The 17,765-nt window shown below is 71.8% G+C and carries 15 protein-coding genes; 9 read left to right on the top strand and 6 right to left on the bottom strand.

The features are described from left to right. The first annotated feature begins 53 nt into the window (after positions 1 to 53). Positions 54 to 719 carry a DUF6542 domain-containing protein gene (locus ACFYXA_RS18810; RefSeq protein ID WP_389034059.1) on the top strand — a complete coding sequence of 222 codons (666 nt, stop codon included), beginning with the start codon at positions 54 to 56 and terminating at the stop codon, positions 717 to 719. Positions 720 to 780: 61 nt separating this feature from the next. Here the strand turns inward: ACFYXA_RS18810 and ppgK are convergent, their stop codons facing one another. Beyond that, the gene (gene ppgK, locus ACFYXA_RS18815) at positions 781 to 1,527 is read right to left on the bottom strand and encodes a polyphosphate--glucose phosphotransferase (RefSeq protein WP_389034062.1); all 747 of its coding nucleotides are present in this window, start codon (positions 1,525 to 1,527) and stop codon (positions 781 to 783) included. Positions 1,528 to 1,556: 29 nt separating this feature from the next. Further along, complete coding sequence (locus ACFYXA_RS18820; RefSeq protein WP_352246747.1) at positions 1,557 to 2,594, bottom strand: 4-hydroxy-3-methylbut-2-enyl diphosphate reductase; 1,038 nt, start codon at positions 2,592 to 2,594, stop codon at positions 1,557 to 1,559. Between the two features lie 132 nt (positions 2,595 to 2,726). On the opposite strand from ACFYXA_RS18820, the gene xseA reads away from it, so the two are divergent. From xseA to ACFYXA_RS18835, 3 genes are all read left to right on the top strand, one after another. Continuing rightward, complete coding sequence (gene xseA, locus ACFYXA_RS18825; protein ID WP_352246748.1) at positions 2,727 to 3,950, top strand: exodeoxyribonuclease VII large subunit; 1,224 nt, start codon at positions 2,727 to 2,729, stop codon at positions 3,948 to 3,950. Then, positions 3,947 to 4,189, top strand: a complete 243-nt coding sequence (locus ACFYXA_RS18830) for an exodeoxyribonuclease VII small subunit (RefSeq protein ID WP_389034067.1) — start codon at positions 3,947 to 3,949, stop codon at positions 4,187 to 4,189. The genes xseA and ACFYXA_RS18830 overlap by 4 nt, the downstream gene beginning before the upstream one ends. A gap of 200 nt (positions 4,190 to 4,389) precedes the next feature. Continuing rightward, the gene (locus ACFYXA_RS18835) at positions 4,390 to 4,980 is read left to right on the top strand and encodes a malonic semialdehyde reductase (RefSeq protein WP_130441582.1); all 591 of its coding nucleotides are present in this window, start codon (positions 4,390 to 4,392) and stop codon (positions 4,978 to 4,980) included. A 290-nt stretch (positions 4,981 to 5,270) separates the two neighbouring features. On the opposite strand, the gene ACFYXA_RS18840 is transcribed toward ACFYXA_RS18835, so the two are convergent. Next, positions 5,271 to 5,795 (bottom strand): DUF4245 domain-containing protein, encoded by a 525-nt coding sequence (locus ACFYXA_RS18840; protein WP_389034071.1) that lies wholly within the window; start codon positions 5,793 to 5,795, stop codon positions 5,271 to 5,273. A gap of 126 nt (positions 5,796 to 5,921) precedes the next feature. Here ACFYXA_RS18840 and glpX point away from each other — a divergent pair, with 126 nt between their 5' ends. Further along, complete coding sequence (gene glpX / locus ACFYXA_RS18845; RefSeq protein ID WP_130441578.1) at positions 5,922 to 6,956, top strand: class II fructose-bisphosphatase; 1,035 nt, start codon at positions 5,922 to 5,924, stop codon at positions 6,954 to 6,956. Positions 6,957 to 7,146: 190 nt separating this feature from the next. Here glpX and ACFYXA_RS18850 read toward each other — a convergent pair whose 3' ends face one another. After that, complete coding sequence (locus ACFYXA_RS18850) at positions 7,147 to 7,521, bottom strand: WhiB family transcriptional regulator (protein ID WP_130441576.1); 375 nt, start codon at positions 7,519 to 7,521, stop codon at positions 7,147 to 7,149. A gap of 118 nt (positions 7,522 to 7,639) precedes the next feature. Further along, the gene (locus ACFYXA_RS18855; RefSeq protein WP_351097860.1) at positions 7,640 to 8,326 is read right to left on the bottom strand and encodes a DUF1707 domain-containing protein; all 687 of its coding nucleotides are present in this window, start codon (positions 8,324 to 8,326) and stop codon (positions 7,640 to 7,642) included. Between the two features lie 192 nt (positions 8,327 to 8,518). Between ACFYXA_RS18855 and ACFYXA_RS18860 the strand changes: the two genes are divergently transcribed. From ACFYXA_RS18860 to ACFYXA_RS18875, 4 genes are all read left to right on the top strand, one after another. After that, positions 8,519 to 10,186 (top strand): fumarate hydratase, encoded by a 1,668-nt coding sequence (locus ACFYXA_RS18860; protein ID WP_351097858.1) that lies wholly within the window; start codon positions 8,519 to 8,521, stop codon positions 10,184 to 10,186. Between the two features lie 191 nt (positions 10,187 to 10,377). Further along, positions 10,378 to 11,763 (top strand): class II fumarate hydratase, encoded by a 1,386-nt coding sequence (locus tag ACFYXA_RS18865; RefSeq protein ID WP_352246751.1) that lies wholly within the window; start codon positions 10,378 to 10,380, stop codon positions 11,761 to 11,763. Between the two features lie 72 nt (positions 11,764 to 11,835). After that, positions 11,836 to 12,528: a DUF402 domain-containing protein gene (locus ACFYXA_RS18870; RefSeq protein ID WP_352246752.1), complete on the top strand. Its 693-nt coding sequence runs from the start codon at positions 11,836 to 11,838 to the stop codon at positions 12,526 to 12,528. 337 nt (positions 12,529 to 12,865) lie between these two features. Further along, entirely contained in the window at positions 12,866 to 15,067 is a 2,202-nt protein-coding gene (locus ACFYXA_RS18875) for a SpoIIE family protein phosphatase (protein WP_389034080.1), read from the top strand. Positions 15,068 to 15,131: 64 nt separating this feature from the next. Here ACFYXA_RS18875 and ACFYXA_RS18880 read toward each other — a convergent pair whose 3' ends face one another. Next, positions 15,132 to 17,591, bottom strand: coding sequence for a transglycosylase domain-containing protein (locus ACFYXA_RS18880; RefSeq protein ID WP_389034083.1), 2,460 nt, complete (start codon positions 17,589 to 17,591; stop codon positions 15,132 to 15,134). Between the last annotated feature and the right edge of the window lie 174 nt (positions 17,592 to 17,765).

Consider the following 17,765-nt stretch of genomic DNA (forward strand, 5'->3'; position numbering starts at 1 on the left):
CCCCGGCGTGTCCCGGGCCCGATTCGGCACATTAACCGACCTAAGTTGGTCCGATGGAGCACCACAGGACGCGCCCACGGCAGAGCACCCCGCGAGGCCGCACCCCACCCGTCCCGCCGCAGGTGGGGCGGAACGGGGGCAGTGGTGGTGGAGGCCGGGGCGGCGAGAGAGGCAAGGGTCCCGGGGGCGCCGGGCGGGGCGGCGGGCCGGCCGGGCACGGCCACGACGTCGTCCGCCGGCGGCCGCTCGGCGGCACCAGGCCCGCGCCGGCCGCTCCGCCCGCCGCGTCGCCCGTACGGCGCCTGCCCAACCCCCGGCTCACCGGGCTCGGCGCCGGTCTCCTCTTCGGGGGGACGGCGCTCACGCTGGGGTGGCTCGACGAGCTGCTGTTCGGGGCCTCGCCGACGGTGTACGGCGTGCTGTTCATGCCCCTCTGTGTGCTGGCCGGCCTCTGGGTGAGCGGGACGGAGCTGGTGGCGGCGCCGGTCGTCGTACCGATCGCCTACACGCTGGGGCTGCTGCCGATGACCGAGGCGGGGGACGGGATCGGGCATCGGCTGATGAGTCTGTTCACCGCCCTGGGCACGCAGGTCGGCTGGCTGTACAGCGGGACGCTGGTGGCGGGGCTGGTGGCGCTGGGCCGGGGCCTGGCACGGATGGCCCGCCGCCGCAGGGCCGCCCTGCGGGAGAGGACTGTGCGGGGCGGCGGCATGCGGTAGGCGGTATGCGGTAGGCCGACGGGGGAGGCGGGGCGGGCGGGGAGACGCCCGCCCCGCCCTGTCACGCCTGCTTGGCCGCGTGCATCGCCGCGCCCACGATCCCCGCGTTGTTCTGCAGCTGCGCCGGGACGATCTCCGCCTCGATGCCCTCGATGTAGTGGAGGAACTTCTCCGACTTGCGGCTGACGCCGCCGCCGATGATGAAGAGTTCCGGCGAGAACAGCATCTCGACGTGCGCCAGGTACTTCTGCACGCGATGGGCCCAGTGCTCCCACGTCAGGTCGTTGTCCTCCTTGGCCTTGCTGGAGGCGCGCTTCTCCGCGTCGTGGCCCTTCAGTTCGAGGTGGCCCAGCTCGGTGTTGGGGACCAGGGCGCCGTCCACGAAGACGGCGCTGCCGATGCCCGTGCCGAAGGTCAGCAGGATCACGGTGCCGCTGCGGTCGCGGCCGGCGCCGAAGGCCATCTCGGCGACGCCCGCCGCGTCCGCGTCGTTGACCACTGTGACCGGCAGCCCGCCGAGCCGCTCGCTGAACAGGGCCCGCGCGTCCGTGTCGATCCAGTTCTTGTCCACGTTGGCCGCCGTGCGGACGTGGGATCCGCCGGTGACCACACCCGGGAAGGTGAGGCCGACGGGGCCCGTCCAGCCGTAGTGCTCTACGACCTGCTTCACGCCGTCGGCCACGCTGTCGGGCGTCGCCGGGTGCGGGGTGAGCACCTTGAAGCGCTCCTCCGCCAGGTCGCCCCTGTCCAGGTCCACCGGGGCGCCCTTGATTCCGGATCCGCCGATGTCCACGCCGAAGATCTGCATGGCTCCACGTTACGACGGCCGACTTACAGTCACTCAGCGGGTGCCGGGGAGTCCGCTCCCGCCGCACCGCTGCCGCCGCGCTGCGCGACCAGTGCCGCCGCCTCCTCGCGCAGGTCGCGGCGGAGTTCCTTGGGCAGCGAGAAGGTGATGTGCTCGTCGGCGGCCTTGACCAGTTCCACGTCCTCGTAGCCGCGCTCGGCGAGCCAGGCGAGGACCTCCTCGACGAGGACCTCGGGGACGGACGCGCCGGAGGTGACGCCGACCGTGGTCACGCCCTCCAGCCAGGCCTCCTCGATCTCGCTCGCGAAGTCCACCAGGAAGGCCTCGCGCGCGCCGGCCAGCTTGGCGACCTCGACGAGCCGCTTGGAGTTGGAGGAGTTGCGCGAGCCGACGACGATCACCAGCTCCGCCTCGGCGCCCATCTGCTTCACCGCGAGCTGACGGTTCTGCGTGGCGTAGCAGATGTCGTCGCTCGGCGGGGAGATGAGCTGCGGGAACTTCTCCTTGAGCGCGTCCACCGTCTCCATGGTCTCGTCCACGCTCAGCGTGGTCTGGGACAGCCAGACGACCTTGGAGGGGTCGCGGACCTCGACGCCCGCGACGTCGCCGGGGCCGTCGACGAGCTGGATGTGGTCGGGGGCCTCGCCGGAGGTGCCGATGACCTCCTCGTGGCCCTCGTGCCCGATCAGCAGGATGTCGTAGTCGTCGTCGGCGAAGCGGACGGCTTCCTTGTGGACCTTGGTGACCAGGGGGCAGGTGGCGTCGATGGTGGCGAGGCGGCCGCGCCGGGCCTCCTCGTGGACGACGGGGGCCACGCCGTGGGCGGAGAACATGACGATGTTGCCCGGGGGCACCTCCTCCGTCCGCTCGACGAAGATCGCGCCCTTCTTCTCCAGGGTCTGCACGACGTACTTGTTGTGGACGATCTCGTGGCGGACGTAGACGGGGGCGCCGTACTGCTCCAGGGCTTTCTCGACGGCGATCACGGCGCGGTCCACACCGGCGCAGTAGCCCCTCGGGGCGGCGAGCAGGACACGGCGGCCAGGCGAAGCAGTCATGTGGTCCATCGTAAGGCCGGGTGCCGGCCACCGATGGCGGCCGGGGGCTGCCGCCCCCAGGGCCCCGCTTCGGCCCTGACGGGCCTCGTCCTCGAGCGCCGGACGGGCTGAAATGTCAGTCGCGGCCACTACCCTCGCCGCATGGCTGTCAACACGTCCGCGGAGGCCCCGCTGCCGGTCGGCGAGGTGTCCCGGCTCATCGGGGGGTGGATCGACCGGCTCGGCGCGGTGTGGGTCGAGGGGCAGATCACCCAGTTGTCGCGGCGTCCGGGCGCGGGCGTCGTCTTTCTCACGCTGCGGGATCCGTCGTACGACGTCTCCGTGAGCGTGACCTGCTTCCGGCAGGCGTTCGACGCCGTCGCGGACGTCGTCGGGGAGGGCGCGCGGGTCGTCGTCCACGCCAAGCCGGAGTGGTACGCGCCGCGTGGGCAGCTGTCGCTGCGGGCGGTCGAGATTCGGCCGGTGGGCGTCGGGGAGCTGCTGGCGCGGCTCGAACAGCTGAAGAAGTCGCTGGGGGCGGAGGGCCTGTTCGCCCGGGAGCGCAAGAAGCCCCTGCCGTTCCTGCCGCAGCTGATCGGACTGGTCTGCGGGCGGGCCTCGGCCGCCGAGCGGGACGTGCTGGAGAACGCCCGGCACCGCTGGCCCGCCGTCCGCTTCGAGGTGCGCAACGTCGCGGTGCAGGGGGTGCACGCGGTGCCGCAGGTCGTGCAGGCGGTGAAGGAGCTGGACGCCATGCCCGACGTGGACGTGATCATCGTCGCGCGGGGCGGCGGAAGCGTGGAGGATCTGCTGCCGTTCTCCGACGAGCAGCTGGTCCGGGCGGTCGCGGCCTGCCGTACGCCGGTGGTGTCGGCGATCGGGCACGAGCCCGACAATCCGCTGCTGGACCATGTGGCGGACCTGCGGGCCTCGACGCCGACCGACGCGGCGAAGAAGGTCGTGCCGGACGTGGGAGAGGAGCTGGAGCGGGTGCGGATGCTGCGCGGCCGGGCGCGGCGGTGCGTGGAGGCGCTCGTGGAGCGGGAGGAGCGCGGGCTCGCCCACGCGCTGGCGCGGCCCGTGATACAGGATCCGCACCGGATGATCGAGGAGCGGGCGGACCACGTCACCTCGCTCACCGACCGGTCGCGGCGCACGCTGGGGCACCTCCTGGACCGCGCCGACTCCGAGCTGACGCACACGCACGCGCGCGTGGTGGCGCTGTCCCCGGCCGCGACGCTGAAACGGGGGTACGCCGTGCTGCAGAAGGCCGACGGGCATGTCGTCCGGGGGCCGGAGGAGGTGGCGGCGGCGGAGCCGCTGCGGGCGCGGGTCGCCGAGGGCGAGTTCATGGTGATTGTCGACGAGCAGGGATCGGGTGCATGACGAGCAGGACGGACGAGGCGCTCGGATACGAGCAGGCGCGCGACGAGCTGATCGAGGTGGTGCGCCGCCTGGAGGCGGGGGGCACGACGCTGGAGGAGTCCCTCGCCCTGTGGGAGCGCGGTGAGGAGCTGGCCAAGGTGTGCCGGCGCTGGCTGGAGGGCGCCCGGGCCCGGCTGGACGCGGCGCTCGCCGAGGAGGAGGAAAGCGAGGGGGACGGGAGCCCCTCCGGGGACGCCTGACGGGGGCGCGCGAAGGGGCGTGCGTGAGGCTCCGGGTGGCCCGTGACGCCTCACGCCGCGCACCGGCATTCCGTGAGGTGGATCACGTCATACCCCTCACATCCCCGCCTTGTTGAACGTTGAACTTCTTTGGCGTACGGTCTTCCTGTCAGCCGGTCCGGTGCCCTCGGATCGGGACGCGCATTGGAGGAAGTTCCCGCATGTCTTTCGTTCTTGACCCCGCCGCCCAGGACCTGCTGTTCCGCGAGGCCCACACCGCGAACGCGTTCACCGACGAGCAGGTCACCGACGAGCAGGTGCAGGCGATCTACGACCTGGTCAAGTACGGCCCGACCGCCTTCAACCAGACCCCGCTGCGCATCACGCTGGTCCGCTCCCCCGAGGCCCGCGAGCGCCTGGTGCAGCACATGGCCGAGGGCAACCAGGCCAAGACCGCCGCCGCGCCGCTGGTCGCGATCCTCTCCGCCGACAACGAGTTCCACGAGGAGCTGCCGACCCTGTTCCCGGCGTTCCCGCAGGCCAAGGACCTCTTCTTCGCCGAGCGCACCGCCCGCGAGGGCTCCGCCACGGTGAACGCCGCCCTCCAGGCCGCGTACTTCATCGTCGGCGTCCGCGCCGCGGGTCTCGCCGCCGGCCCGATGACCGGCTTCGACTTCGAGGGCGTCCGCAAGGAGTTCCTGGACGACGACCACACCCCGCTGATGGTCGTCAACATCGGCAAGCCGGCCGAGAACGCGTCCTACCCGCGCTCCCCGCGCCTGGCCTACGACGACGTGGTCACCACCGTCTGAGCGCCAACCGCATGACGCAGGCCCCCGGCGATGATCGCCGGGGGCCTGTCTCGCGTCGGGGGGGGCGGCGCACCTCGGCCGCCGCACGCTCACGCCGCCTTCGGCGCCTGGGCCGCCTGACCGCTCGCCGTCTTCAGCGCCGGGCAACGGGACCACTCACGTTGCCCTCAGCGCCTGGGGCACCCGGCCGCTCACCGGCGTCAGCACCGGACCACCGGGCAGCTCACGCCGCCGTCAGCGCCTGGGCCGCCTGGCCGCTCACCCGCTTCAACGTCGGGCCACCAGGCCGCTCACGCCGTCTTCAGGGCCTGGGCCATCTGTGCCAGACCGGCCCACGACGCGGTGCCGGCCACCACCGTCGTCGAGCCGTCCGCGCCCTCCTGCACCAGCGCGTTGTAGCGGCCGTCGGCGTAGCGGACCCAGGTCCGGCCCGCCAGCTGCTCCGTCTTGTCCGTCCGGCGGGCGTTCTGCGTCGCCTTCTCGACGAACGTGGAGCGCTTCTCGGTCGACTGCTCGATCTGCACGTACTCCCCGTCCGGCGTGTGGAAGCCCAGGTGCCAGGCGTCGAACTGATCGCCCCGGAACCGCACCGACGTCGCCTTCCACGTCGCCGGCAGCCCCTCGGGCGCCGCGACCGGGTACGAGGCCGCGCGGCGGGCGGTGAGGAGCTCCACGCGGTAGTCGACCGCCTTGGTCTCAGGCGGGGTGTCGTCGTGCGGGACGAACATGTACATCACCAAGCCGGCGACCATGATCAGACCCAGGGAGAGCACCATGTCCCGGACCGTCTGCGTCTTGCCTTTCCTACCTGCCACGCCCCCTATCGTCGCAGGTGCCCGGGCCGCTCATCCGTGGGGTCCCCTGCTCATTTTGTCGGACTGGCGATAGAGTCAGGTTTCGAACCCTCATACGGCCGTCGCCGTATCAGAAAGGTGCGATCGATGACCGAGCATCATCATCTCCCGTCCGAGCTGGACGTTCCCTCCGAGGCGCCCGACCGCAACCTCGCCCTCGAACTCGTCCGCGTGACCGAAGCCGCCGCGATGGCCGCGGGCCGCTGGGTGGGGCGCGGCGACAAGAACGGCGCCGACGGCGCCGCGGTACGCGCCATGCGGACCCTCGTCTCCACGGTGTCGATGAACGGCGTGGTCGTCATCGGCGAGGGCGAGAAGGACGAGGCGCCGATGCTCTTCAACGGCGAGCGCGTCGGTGACGGGACCGGGCCCGAGGTGGACATCGCCGTCGACCCGATCGACGGCACCACGCTGACGGCCAAGGGCATGCCGAACGCGATCGCCGTCCTCGCCGCCACCGAGCGCGGGGCCATGTTCGACCCGTCCGCCGTGTTCTACATGGACAAGCTGGTCACCGGCCCCGAGGCCGCCGACTTCGTGGACATCGACGCGCCGGTCTCGGTGAACATCCGCCGGGTCGCGAAGGCCAAGCGGGGCACGCCCGAGGACGTCACCGTCGTCATCCTGGACCGGCCGCGGCACCAGGGCCTCATAGAGGAGATCCGGGCGACCGGGGCCCGCATCAAGCTGATCTCCGACGGCGATGTGGCCGGCTCCATCCTGGCGCTGCGCGAGGGCACCGGCATCGACCTGTTGCTCGGCGTGGGCGGTACGCCCGAGGGCATCATCTCGGCCTGTGCCGTGAAGTGCCTGGGCGGCACCATCCAGGGCAAGCTGTGGCCCAAGGACGACGAGGAGCGGCAGCGGGCGATCGACGCCGGGCACGACCTGGACCGGGTGCTGACGACCGAGGACCTCGTCCAGGGCGAGAACGTGTTCTTCGTCGCCACCGGCATCACCGACGGTGAGCTGCTGCGGGGGGTGCGGTACCGGGCGGAGACGGCCACGACCGACTCGATCGTGATGCGCTCCAAGTCGGGCACGGTCCGGCGGATCGACTCCGAGCACCGGCTGAGCAAGCTGCGGGCGTACTCGGCGATCGACTTCGACCGCGCGAAGTAGCCGAGCGGGCTGTTCGGGGGGTCTGCGGGCCGTCGTGCGCGTGCGGGATCGCTGTGGCTGGTCGCGCCCACGCGGCGGCGCCGCAGATCGATACCGCCCCGCGCCCCTGGAAGCCCGCGTCCCGCCAAGGAACCCCCGGGTCCGGAATCGAGAAGGGCGCCCCCGGTGCGGAGGGGGCGCCCTTTTCGCGTCAGCCTGCCGCGGCTATGCGGCCCGTGGTGTGCGCGGCCTTCAGGTCGAGGTCGCGGCGGCGGCGCCGGGCCAGGACCACGCGGCGTTCGGCGGCGGTGAGGCCGCCCCAGACGCCGTACGGCTCGGGCTGCAGCAGGGCGTGCTCGCGGCACTCCACCATCACGGGGCACCGGGCGCAGACCCGCTTGGCCGCCTCCTCGCGCGAGAGCCGGGCGGCGGTCGGCTCCTTCGACGGGGCGAAGAACAGCCCCGCCTCGTCGCGCCGGCACACCGCCTCGGTGTGCCATGGAGCGTCTTGGTCCCTGTCGCGCGCTGACACCCGCTGGGCCGGCACGGCGGCTACCTGCAAGGACGAATGCGGCGGTTGCAGCACGGTCTACTCCTGACGACGGCTTCGCGAGCGAGAGACGACGCAGCAAGCCCTACCCGCTGTGCGCGCGCCTATGCACAGGGTTCCCAGTCGCCGCCAGGCAAAGCCGCTTCGACCGGCGTCACCGGTCGAGGTGTTTGCGCAAGCTTTTGTCGACCTTGCGATGGACGCGGTCCAGGATGTCCGCGACGAGCCGCCCGCGTTTCGGCCGGCCCTCGATGTTGCCGAGGACCGCCCATCCGTCGACGTAGACCACCGGGGCGTCCGGCTCGGGCGAGTCGAGAGTCTCCACCTCGAAGTGGCCGAGGACGCCGCCGCCGGTGCCGCGCAGCGAGACGTTCTCCGGGACGTGGACCTCGACGCTGCCGAAGACGGAGATGGCCTTGATGACGACCTGCCGGTACTCGAACAGGGCCTCGCTGAGGTCGATCTCGACGCTGCCGAAGATCGCGTAGGCATGGATGCGGCGGCCCGCGCGCCAGCGGCCCTTGCGGACGTTCGCGCTGAAGATCGCGACCAGGTTGTCGTCCGGGTCGGCGGGGATCGCGCCGGCCGGCGGGCGGTTGGGCGCGGACGCGTGGGGCGGGGCGTGCCGCTGGTGAGCGGCGGGCAGGTCCCGTATGTAGACGTCCAGTTCGCCGACCGTCTTGGCGCCGAGGACGCCCTCGACGCGTTCGGCGTGCTCATCGGCGGTGAGCCGGCCCTCGGCGAGGGCGTCGCGCAGGATGTCGGCGATACGGTCGCGGTCGGCGTCCGAGGCGCGCAGCTCGGCGGCGGCAGCGGGGGCGGTCTGCTTCTGAAGGTCCACGGCAGCAGCGTACCCAAACACGATAGATCGCGATAGTCCCCCGATCGTGTGCCGCGGACGGGCCCGCCGGACGGAGCCGGCCGCCGAACTGAGCCTTACCTCACAAGCCCCGCCCCTCCGGGCAGGTTCTACGCTGGTGGGCGCTGCCAACGGAGGTCAGCCGCGCTGTCTGTCGAGTGAGGAATGGGCGAGATGCCTGAGTTCGAGTACACCGATCTGCTCCCCATGGGAGAGGACACCACCCCGTACCGGCTGGTGACCTCCGAGGGTGTCTCCACCTTCGAGGCCGACGGGCGGACCTTCCTCAAGGTGGAGCCGGAGGCGCTGCGCAAGCTCGCCGCCGAGGCGATCCACGACATCCAGCACTACCTGCGCCCGGCCCACCTCGCCCAGCTGCGGCGGATCATCGACGACCCCGAGGCGTCGGCCAACGACAAGTTCGTGGCGCTGGACCTGCTGAAGAACGCGAACATCGCGGCCGCCGGCGTGCTGCCGATGTGCCAGGACACCGGCACGGCGATCGTGATGGGCAAGCGCGGCCAGAACGTGCTGACCGAGGGCGGCGACGAGGCGGCCCTGAGCCGCGGCATCTACGACGCCTACCTGAACCTCAACCTGCGCTACTCGCAGATGGCTCCGCTCACCATGTGGGAGGAGAAGAACACCGGCTCCAACCTCCCGGCGCAGATCGAGCTGTACGCCACCGACGGCGGCGCGTACAAGTTCTTGTTCATGGCCAAGGGCGGCGGCTCCGCCAACAAGTCGTTCCTCTACCAGGAGACGAAGGCCGTCCTGAACGAGGCCTCCATGATGAAGTTCCTGGAGGAGAAGATCCGTTCGCTGGGCACGGCCGCCTGCCCGCCGTACCACCTGGCGATCGTCGTCGGCGGCACCAGCGCGGAGTACGCGCTGAAGACCGCGAAGTACGCCTCCGCGCACTACCTGGACGAGATCCCGGCCGAGGGCTCGCCGCTCGGGCACGGGTTCCGGGACAAGGAGCTGGAGGAGAAGGTCTTCGAGCTGACGCAGAAGATCGGGATCGGCGCGCAGTTCGGCGGCAAGTACTTCTGCCACGACGTGCGCGTGGTGCGGCTGCCCCGGCACGGCGCGTCCTGCCCGGTCGCGATCGCCGTCTCCTGCTCGGCCGACCGCCAGGCCGTCGCGAAGATCACCGCCGAGGGCGTCTTCCTGGAGCAGCTGGAGACCGACCCGGCGCGGTTCCTGCCGGACACCACCGACGAGCACCTCGACGAGTCGTCGGACGTCGTGAAGATCGACCTGAACCAGCCGATGGACGACATCCTCGCCGAGCTGACGAAGTACCCGGTGAAGACCCGGCTGTCGCTGACCGGCCCGCTGGTCGTGGCCCGCGACATCGCGCACGCCAAGATCAAGGAGCGCCTTGACGCGGGCGAGGAGATGCCGCAGTACCTGAAGGACCACCCGGTGTATTACGCGGGCCCGGCCAAGACGCCCGAGGGCTACGCGTCGGGCTCGTTCGGTCCGACGACGGCCGGGCGCATGGACTCCTACGTCGAGCAGTTCCAGGCGGCCGGCGGCTCCAAGGTGATGCTGGCCAAGGGCAACCGCTCGCAGCAGGTCACCGACGCGTGCGGCGCGCACGGCGGCTTCTACCTCGGCTCGATCGGCGGTCCCGCCGCCCGGCTCGCGCAGGACTGCATCAAGAAGGTCGAGGTCGTCGAGTACGAGGAGCTCGGCATGGAGGCCGTGTGGAAGATCGAGGTCGAGGACTTCCCGGCGTTCATCGTCGTCGACGACAAGGGCAACGACTTCTTCAAGGACCCCGCCCCCGCCCCGACGTTCACCTCGATCCCGGTGCGCGGTCCCGGCCTGGCGTGATCCGCTGAACGGACGCCCGCCCCTGGTCGCGCCAGGGGCGGGCGTCCGTTCGCCGGTGCGAGCCGGGTGAGGCCTGTAGCCGGCCCGGGCGGGCCTCGCTGAGGCGTGGGGCACAGGATGCGCGCGGGGCCGTCCCGGGACGTTCACCGGGCGGCAGGAACATCACCGGCGTTTCGATCGCTGTACCAGGCATGAGCGACTACCGCATCGAACACGACTCCATGGGCGAGGTCCGCGTCCCCGCGCACGCGAAGTGGCGGGCGCAGACGCAGCGCGCGGTGGAGAACTTCCCCGTCTCCGGGCAGCGCATCGAGCGCGCGCACATCGAGGCGCTCGCCCGGATCAAGCAGGCGGCGGCCAAGGTCAACGCCGAGCTGGGGGTCCTGGACAAGGACGTCGCGCAGGCGGTCCAGGACGCGGCCGGGGAGGTCGCCGCGGGCGACTGGGACGAGCACTTCCCCGTCGACGTGTTCCAGACCGGCTCGGGCACCTCGTCCAACATGAACGCCAACGAGGTGATCGCGACCCTGGCGACCGAACGGCTGGGCCGGGACGTGCACCCGAACGACCACGTCAACGCCTCGCAGTCCTCCAACGACGTGTTCCCGTCGTCGATCCACATCGCCGCGACCGCCGCCGTCACCCGGGACCTGATCCCGGCCCTGGAGCACCTCGCCGAGGCCCTCGGCCGCAAGGCGGAGGAGTTCGCCGACGTGGTGAAGTCGGGGCGCACGCATCTGATGGACGCCACCCCGGTGACGCTGGGGCAGGAGTTCGGCGGGTACGCCGCGCAGGTGCGCTACGGAGTGGAGCGGCTGCGGGCCTCCCTCCCCCGGCTGGCCGAGCTGCCGCTGGGCGGCACCGCCGTCGGCACCGGCATCAACACCCCGCCGGGCTTCTCCGCGGCCGTGATCGAGGAGGTCGCCCGGGTCACCGGACTGCCGCTGACGGAGGCCCGCGACCACTTCGAGGCGCAGGGCGCGAGGGACGGCATCGTCGAGACGAGCGGGCAGCTGAGGACCGTCGCGGTGGGCCTGACGAAGATCGCCAACGATCTGCGCTGGATGGCGTCGGGGCCGATGACCGGGCTGGCGGAGATCAGCCTCCCCGACCTCCAGCCCGGCTCCTCGATCATGCCGGGCAAGGTGAACCCGGTGATCCCGGAGGCGGTGCTGATGGTGGCCGCGCAGGTCGTCGGCAACGACGCCACCGTCGCGACCGCGGGGGCGGCCGGCAACTTCGAGCTCAACGTGATGCTCCCGGTGATCGCCAAGAACGTCCTGGAGTCGGTGCGGCTGCTGGCCAACGCCTCGCGGCTGCTCGCCGACCGGACCGTGGACGGCATCGTCGCGCACCGCGAACGCGCCCGCGAGTACGCGGAGTCCTCGCCGTCCGTGGTGACTCCGCTCAACAAGTACATCGGGTACGAGGAGGCCGCGAAGGTCGCCAAGAAGGCGCTGGCGGAGCGGAAGACGATCCGGGAGGCGGTGCTCGACGGCGGCTATGTGGAGCGGGGCGACCTGACGCTCCAGCAGCTCGACGAGGCGCTGGATGTCCTGCGGATGACGCGCCCGTGACCTTTCGCCGCTGACGGGCGAACCGTGACAGGAACCGCAGCGTCGGGTGCCCGGGGCACCTAATATCTCTCCATGGCAGACGGCGGAGCGGTGAGAAGCGTGGGAACGGGCGGTGCGGCGGTCCACTGGGAGCCCGGGGACCAGATCCTGTGGCGTTACCGCGAGAACGGCGGCGCGCGCATCCACATCGCCCGTCCCGTCACGGTGGTGCGCGACGACGCGGAGCTGCTCGCCGTGTGGATGGCGCCCGGCACCCAGTGCGTGAAGCCGGTGCTCGCGGACGGCACCCCGCTGCACCGGGAGCCGCTGGCCACCCGCTACACCAAGCCGCGCGGTGTGGTGCGCGACCGCTGGTTCGGCACCGGGGTGCTGAAGCTGGCCCGGCCCGGCGAGCCGTGGTCGGTGTGGCTGTTCTGGGAGCCGGGCTGGAAGTTCAAGAACTGGTACGTCAACCTCGAGGAGCCGCTGGCCCGTTGGGAGGGCGGGGTGGACTCCGAGGACCACTTCCTGGACATCTGTGTGTACCCGGACCGCAGTTGGGGCTGGTGCGACGAGGACGAGTTCGCGCAGGCGCAGGCGGACGGCCTGATGGGCGCTCAAGTGGCCGAGCGGGTGCGGGAGGCGGGCCGTTCGGCGGTGGCGGAGATCTCGGCGTGGGCGTCCCCGTTCGCGGACGGCTGGCAGCACTGGCGCCCCGACCCGTCCTGGGCCGTACCGTTGCTGCCGGAGGACTGGGACCGCACGCCCGCGCACCTGTCCACATGAGACCCTTGATGTGCCCCCGGGCAGCAAACGTAGGATCGTCCTCCGCAAGGATGCGCAACAGCAACTCCCGGAGCACGTGCCGGGTCTGACCGAACGTCACCGAGGGGCGGCAGGACGTGAGCGAGGGGTACGAGGGCGGCACCGGCGGGGCGGACGGGACGTCCGGAACACGCCCCGGGAGAGGCCCCGGGGGCCGCGCACGGTCCACCGGCGGCACGGGAACAGCCTCTGACCACGCGGGAAATCCGTTCCGGGGACACGTATTCCGGGTATCGGGATTCCTGCGGGACCGACTGCGTGCGCGGCACGCAGCCCCGGACGGACGGATTCGACACGCGTGACGGAGCAGCCCACCTCGTTCGAACGCCCCCAGGGCGTGGACCCCACGGAGTCCCGTGGGGCGCTCCCCCGTACCCCGGCGCACGCGCCGGAGGACGCCACCGGACCGACCTCCGCAGCGCCGGGCGACCCGGCGCCGGACCGGCCGGGCAGCCCGGCGGGTCCGGCGGGTCGGGGAGGCAAGGGGAGCAAAGGGAGCAAAGCGATCAGGGGGAGCAAGGGCATCATGGGGCAAGATCCGGCCGGTTCCGAGCCCGAGCACTCCCAGCCGGCGACCGCCGAGTCGGACACCCACCGGCCGCGCCCCGCGCCCGAGTCCATCCCGGTCCAGCCCGGCGCCCGGGCCGACCCGCGGACCGACCGGGTAGCCGAACGCGCCGCGGACATGGGTTACGACCGGGTGCTGGAGCAGGCGGCCGACGGCCGGGAGCGCCGCACCGGGCAGATCCCGGCGCCCGGCCGGCCCACGCCGATGCGGCGGGACGGGGACCGGCTGCGCTTCGTGGGCGCCGCGACCCGGCGGATCGCCCGCGGTCTGGACCTGGACGAGATCGTGATGGGGCTGTGCCGGGCGACCGTGCCGACGTTCTCCGACGCGATCCTCGTCTATCTGCGCGACCCGCTGCCGGTCGGTGACGAGCGGACGGTCGCGGACCGGGTGGTGCTGCGGCTGCGGCGCACCGACCGCATCCCGGAGGAGCGGGACACCGAGAGCGGCTTCGCGGCCCTGGCGGCGCCGCCGGAGGCGCCGGAGCTGTCCGAACTGTCGGCGGCGATCGCCGAGCTGTGCGAGGTACGGCCAGGCGGGGCGCTCGCGGAGGTGCTGCGCGGGGTGCGCCCGGTGTTCGCGGACGCCCCGGCCGCCCTCGCCGCGCTGCCCGAACTCCTGGGCGCGGAAAGCCAGTTGGAGGTGCCCGACCAGCAGCGGGCGATCCTCGCCCCGTTGCGGGGCCGGCGCCGGGTGATCGGCGCGGCGGTGTTCATACGCCGGCCGGACCGGATGCCGTTCGAGAACGACGACCTGCTGGTCGCCGCCCAGCTCGCCACGCACAGCGCCCTCGGCATCGACAAGGCCGTGCTGTACGACCGTGAGGCGTACATCGCGGACGAGCTCCAGCGCACGATGCTCCCGGAGACCCTGCCGCGCCCCACGGGCGTACGGCTGGCGTCCCGCTATCTGCCGGCCGCGGAGACCGCGCGGGTCGGCGGCGACTGGTACGACGCGATCCCGCTGCCGGGCAGCCGGGTGGCGCTGGTGGTGGGCGACGTCATGGGGCACTCCATGACCAGCGCGGCCATCATGGGCCAGCTGCGCACGACCGCGCAGACCCTGGCCGGGCTGGACCTGCCGCCGCAGGAGGTGCTGCACCACCTCGACGAGCAGGCCCAGCGCCTGGGCACCGACCGCATGGCGACCTGCCTGTACGCGGTGTACGACCCGGTCTCGCACCGCATCACCATCGCCAACGCCGGCCATCCGCCGCCCGTCCTGCTGCATCTGGGCGGCCGGGCCGAGGTGCTGCGGGTGCCGCCGGGCGCGCCGATCGGCGTGGGCGGCGTCGACTTCGAGGCGGTGCAGCTGGACGCGCCCGCCGGGGCGACGCTGCTGCTGTACACCGACGGCCTGGTGGAGTCCCGGCTGCGGGACGTGGCGACCGGCATAGAGCAGCTGCGGGAGAAGCTCGCGGCGACCGCGCAGCTCACCGGGCCGGATCACCCGCCGCCGCTGGAGGCGCTGTGCGACGAGGTGCTCGACATGCTCGGCCCGGGCGACCGGGACGACGACATCGCGCTGCTCGCCGCCCGGTTCGACGGGATCGCCCCGAGCGACGTGGCGTACTGGTACCTGGAACCGGAGGACGCCGCTCCGGGGCAGGCGCGCCGGCTGGCCCGGCGGGCGCTGTCCCGCTGGGGGCTGGAGGAGCTGACCGACTCGGTCGAGCTGCTGGTGAGCGAGGTGGTCACCAACGCGGTGCGTTACGCCACGCGGCCGGTGACGCTGCGGCTGCTGCGCACGGACGTGCTGCGCTGCGAGGTGGGCGACGACGTGCCGCAGCTGCCGCGGCTGCGGCAGGCGCGGGCCACGGACGAGGGCGGCCGCGGGCTGTATCTGGTGAACCGGCTGGCCCGCCGGTGGGGCGCCACCCGGCTGAGCACCGGCAAGGTGGTCTGGTTCGAGCTGAACAAGGGCGGTCAGTGACCGGATGACGACGGCGGAGGGCGCCCGGTGGTGATCACCGGGCGCCCTCCGCCGTTCCCGCCGCCTACTGTCCCGTCCCGCTCCCCAGCTGCGGGTCGAGCGGGTTGGCGGGGTCCTCCGTGGTGGGCGGCTCCTCGGTGGTCGGCGACTCCGACGGCTCCGCGGTGGTCGGGGACTCCGACGGCTCCTGAGTGGTCGGCGACTGGGAGGGCGAGGGGCTCTTGGGCGGAGCGCTGCTCGTGGGCGGCTCGCTGCTCGGCTCCTGCGACGGCTCCTCGGACTGCGACGGCGACGGGCTGGGCGAGGGGGGCTGCTGGACGGCGGCGCCCTGGTCGGTCTCCAGGTCGAACTTGCTGACCTTGGTGGAGACGCCGAAGGTGTACCCGGCCCAGATCTCGGCCGGGAAGGTGCCGCCGTTGACGCGGCCGTCGTCGCCCTTCAGGCCGTTGGTCGCGCCGGTCAGCGGGACCTGGGCGTGCGGGGGCTTGGCGGACTCGCCGAACAGGCCGACCGAGGTGACCAGGTCGGGGGTGTAACCGGTGAACCAGGCCGACCTGTTGAAGTCGGAGGTGCCCGTCTTGCCCGCGACCTTCTGGCCCTTGCGCAGCGGGTTGTCGCGCACGGACAGCTTGGCCGTGCCGTCGTCGACCACGCCGGTGAGGACGGAGGTGACCGAGTCGGCGGCCTTGCGGTCGATGACCTGCTCGCCGACGCCGTCGGCCGGCTGCACCGAGTGGGCGCTGTTCTGCGCCGACTTGATGAGGGTCGGGGTGACCTTCCTGCCGTGGTTGTCGAGGGTGGCGTAGACGCCGGCCATCTGCAGGGGGCTCGCGCCCATGGTGCCGAGGGTCTGGGCGGGCACCGCCTTCAGGTCCTTGGTGTTCATGCCGAGGTCGCTCGCGGTCTTGAGCACCTCGTCCATGCCGACGTCGACGCCCATCTGCGCGAAGACGGAGTTGATGGACTTGTTCATCGCGGTCTGGACGGTGACGTCGCCGTAGTCGCGCTCGTCCTCGTTCTCGGGGGCGAAGCCGATGTCACTGCCCTTGACCGGGCGCTTGCTGGTGCCGTCGTAGACGGTGTTCGCGGTGATCTCGTCGCCGTCCTGGGTCTTGGCGCCCTTGTCCAGGGCGGCGGCCAGGATCACCGGCTTGAAGGTGGAGGCGGGCTGGTAGTCGGCGCGGGTGGCGTTGTTGACGTAGTGCTTGACGTAGTCCACGCCGCCGTACATCGCCACGACCGCGCCCGTCTTCGGGTCCACCGAGGCGGCGCCGGCCTGGACGTCGGCGTCGACCGAGCGCTTCTTCGGGTCCAGCTTGTCGGTGAGCTGCTCCTTGACGGAGGCTTCCAGCGCCTTCTGCTTCTTCTTGTCGATGTTGAGCGTGATGTTCCAGCCGCCGGCGTTGACCATCGCCTCGGCTTCCTTGGCGTTCGCCGCGACGCCCTGGGAGACGAGCTGCTTCTCCAGCTCGCCGTTGGCGGCGTCGACCAGGTAGCCGACCTGGCCCTGCATGCCGGGCGCGGCCTTCGGTTCCTTCGGGATCGGGAACTTCATGCCGGCGCGCTCGGACTGCCCCAGCCACTTCTCCTCGACCATGTTGTTCAGGACGTAGTTCCAGCGCTGCTGGACCAGCCGCTTGCCGGTGGGGGTGGCGGAGGACCAGTCGTACTGGCTGGGGGCCTGGAGCAGTGCGGCGAGGTAGGCGCCCTGTGCGACGGTGAGCTTGTCGGCGTCGACGCGGTAGTAGGCCTGGGCGGCGGCCTGGATGCCGTAGGCGCCGCGGCCGTAGTAGCTGGTGTTGATGTAGCCGGCCAGGATGTACTCCTTGGACTCCTCCTGGTCCAGCTTCAGGGAGATGACCAGCTCTTTCAGCTTGCGCGTGACGGTCTGTTCCTGGGTCAGGTAGTAGTTCTTGACGTACTGCTGGGTGATCGTCGAACCGCCCTGCGCGCCCTTGCCCATGAGGGTGTTGAGGACACCGCGGGCGGTGCCGCGCAGGTCGACGCCGGCGTCGTCGTAGAAGGACTTGTTCTCGGCGGCGACGAAGGTGCGCTGGACGGCCTTGGGGACGTCGGCGAGGTCGACGTTCTCGCGGTTGAGCTTGCCGTCGCGGGCGAGGAGCGTGCCGTCGCTGAACTTGTAGACGTTGCTCTGCAGTTGGGCCTCGGCGTTGGCGGTGTCCGGGATCGGCGTGGTCACGTAGAGCACGATGAACGCGCCGATGGTGAGCAGGGACACGCCGAGGAACGTGCCGAGCACCTTCTTCCACGTGAACATGCGGCGTATGAGGCTCCGGTCGGCCTTGCCGGCCTTGGCGCCCTTCTTGGCCCCCCGGCGGGCGGCGGCGCGGCCGCCGGTGGAGGCGGTGGCCGTGGCGGTGCTGGTGGCCGCGGGCGGCGTCTCCTCGGCCGGGGACGCCGGCCTGCTGTGTGTGGGCGGTGCCTCCGCCCGTGACGAACGATTTTTGGGCGCCGCGCGGCGGCCACCGCGCTGGCGCGCTCGTCTGTCGTCCGCTCGTCCCATGAGTCCGCTCGCTCCGCTTCCTACTCGGCTGTCACACCCGTGCCCGGAGGCAGTCAGCTCAGAAAGCTAACACCGCTCTCTATGACAAAGGGCCCTCGATCCGGCCCCGGCCGGGGGTGAGAATCAGCACCCCGTCCGCTGGAACCGGCCCCCGTTCCAAGGGATTCGACGTGC

It is taken from the genome of Streptomyces sp. NPDC002566 (genome assembly GCF_042889585.1).
GTDB lineage: Bacteria > Actinomycetota > Actinomycetes > Streptomycetales > Streptomycetaceae > Streptomyces.

Coding starts and splice junctions, on each gene's coding strand:
- ACFYXA_RS18810 (WP_389034059.1), top strand. CDS start 54: ATGGAGCACCACAGGACGCGCCCACGGCAGAGCACCCCGCGAGGCCGC.
- ppgK (WP_389034062.1), bottom strand. CDS start 1,527: ATGCAGATCTTCGGCGTGGACATCGGCGGATCCGGAATCAAGGGCGCC.
- ACFYXA_RS18820 (WP_352246747.1), bottom strand. CDS start 2,594: ATGGACCACATGACTGCTTCGCCTGGCCGCCGTGTCCTGCTCGCCGCC.
- xseA (WP_352246748.1), top strand. CDS start 2,727: ATGGCTGTCAACACGTCCGCGGAGGCCCCGCTGCCGGTCGGCGAGGTG.
- ACFYXA_RS18830 (WP_389034067.1), top strand. CDS start 3,947: ATGACGAGCAGGACGGACGAGGCGCTCGGATACGAGCAGGCGCGCGAC.
- ACFYXA_RS18835 (WP_130441582.1), top strand. CDS start 4,390: ATGTCTTTCGTTCTTGACCCCGCCGCCCAGGACCTGCTGTTCCGCGAG.
- glpX (WP_130441578.1), top strand. CDS start 5,922: ATGACCGAGCATCATCATCTCCCGTCCGAGCTGGACGTTCCCTCCGAG.
- ACFYXA_RS18860 (WP_351097858.1), top strand. CDS start 8,519: ATGCCTGAGTTCGAGTACACCGATCTGCTCCCCATGGGAGAGGACACC.
- ACFYXA_RS18865 (WP_352246751.1), top strand. CDS start 10,378: ATGAGCGACTACCGCATCGAACACGACTCCATGGGCGAGGTCCGCGTC.
- ACFYXA_RS18870 (WP_352246752.1), top strand. CDS start 11,836: ATGGCAGACGGCGGAGCGGTGAGAAGCGTGGGAACGGGCGGTGCGGCG.
- ACFYXA_RS18880 (WP_389034083.1), bottom strand. CDS start 17,591: ATGGGACGAGCGGACGACAGACGAGCGCGCCAGCGCGGTGGCCGCCGC.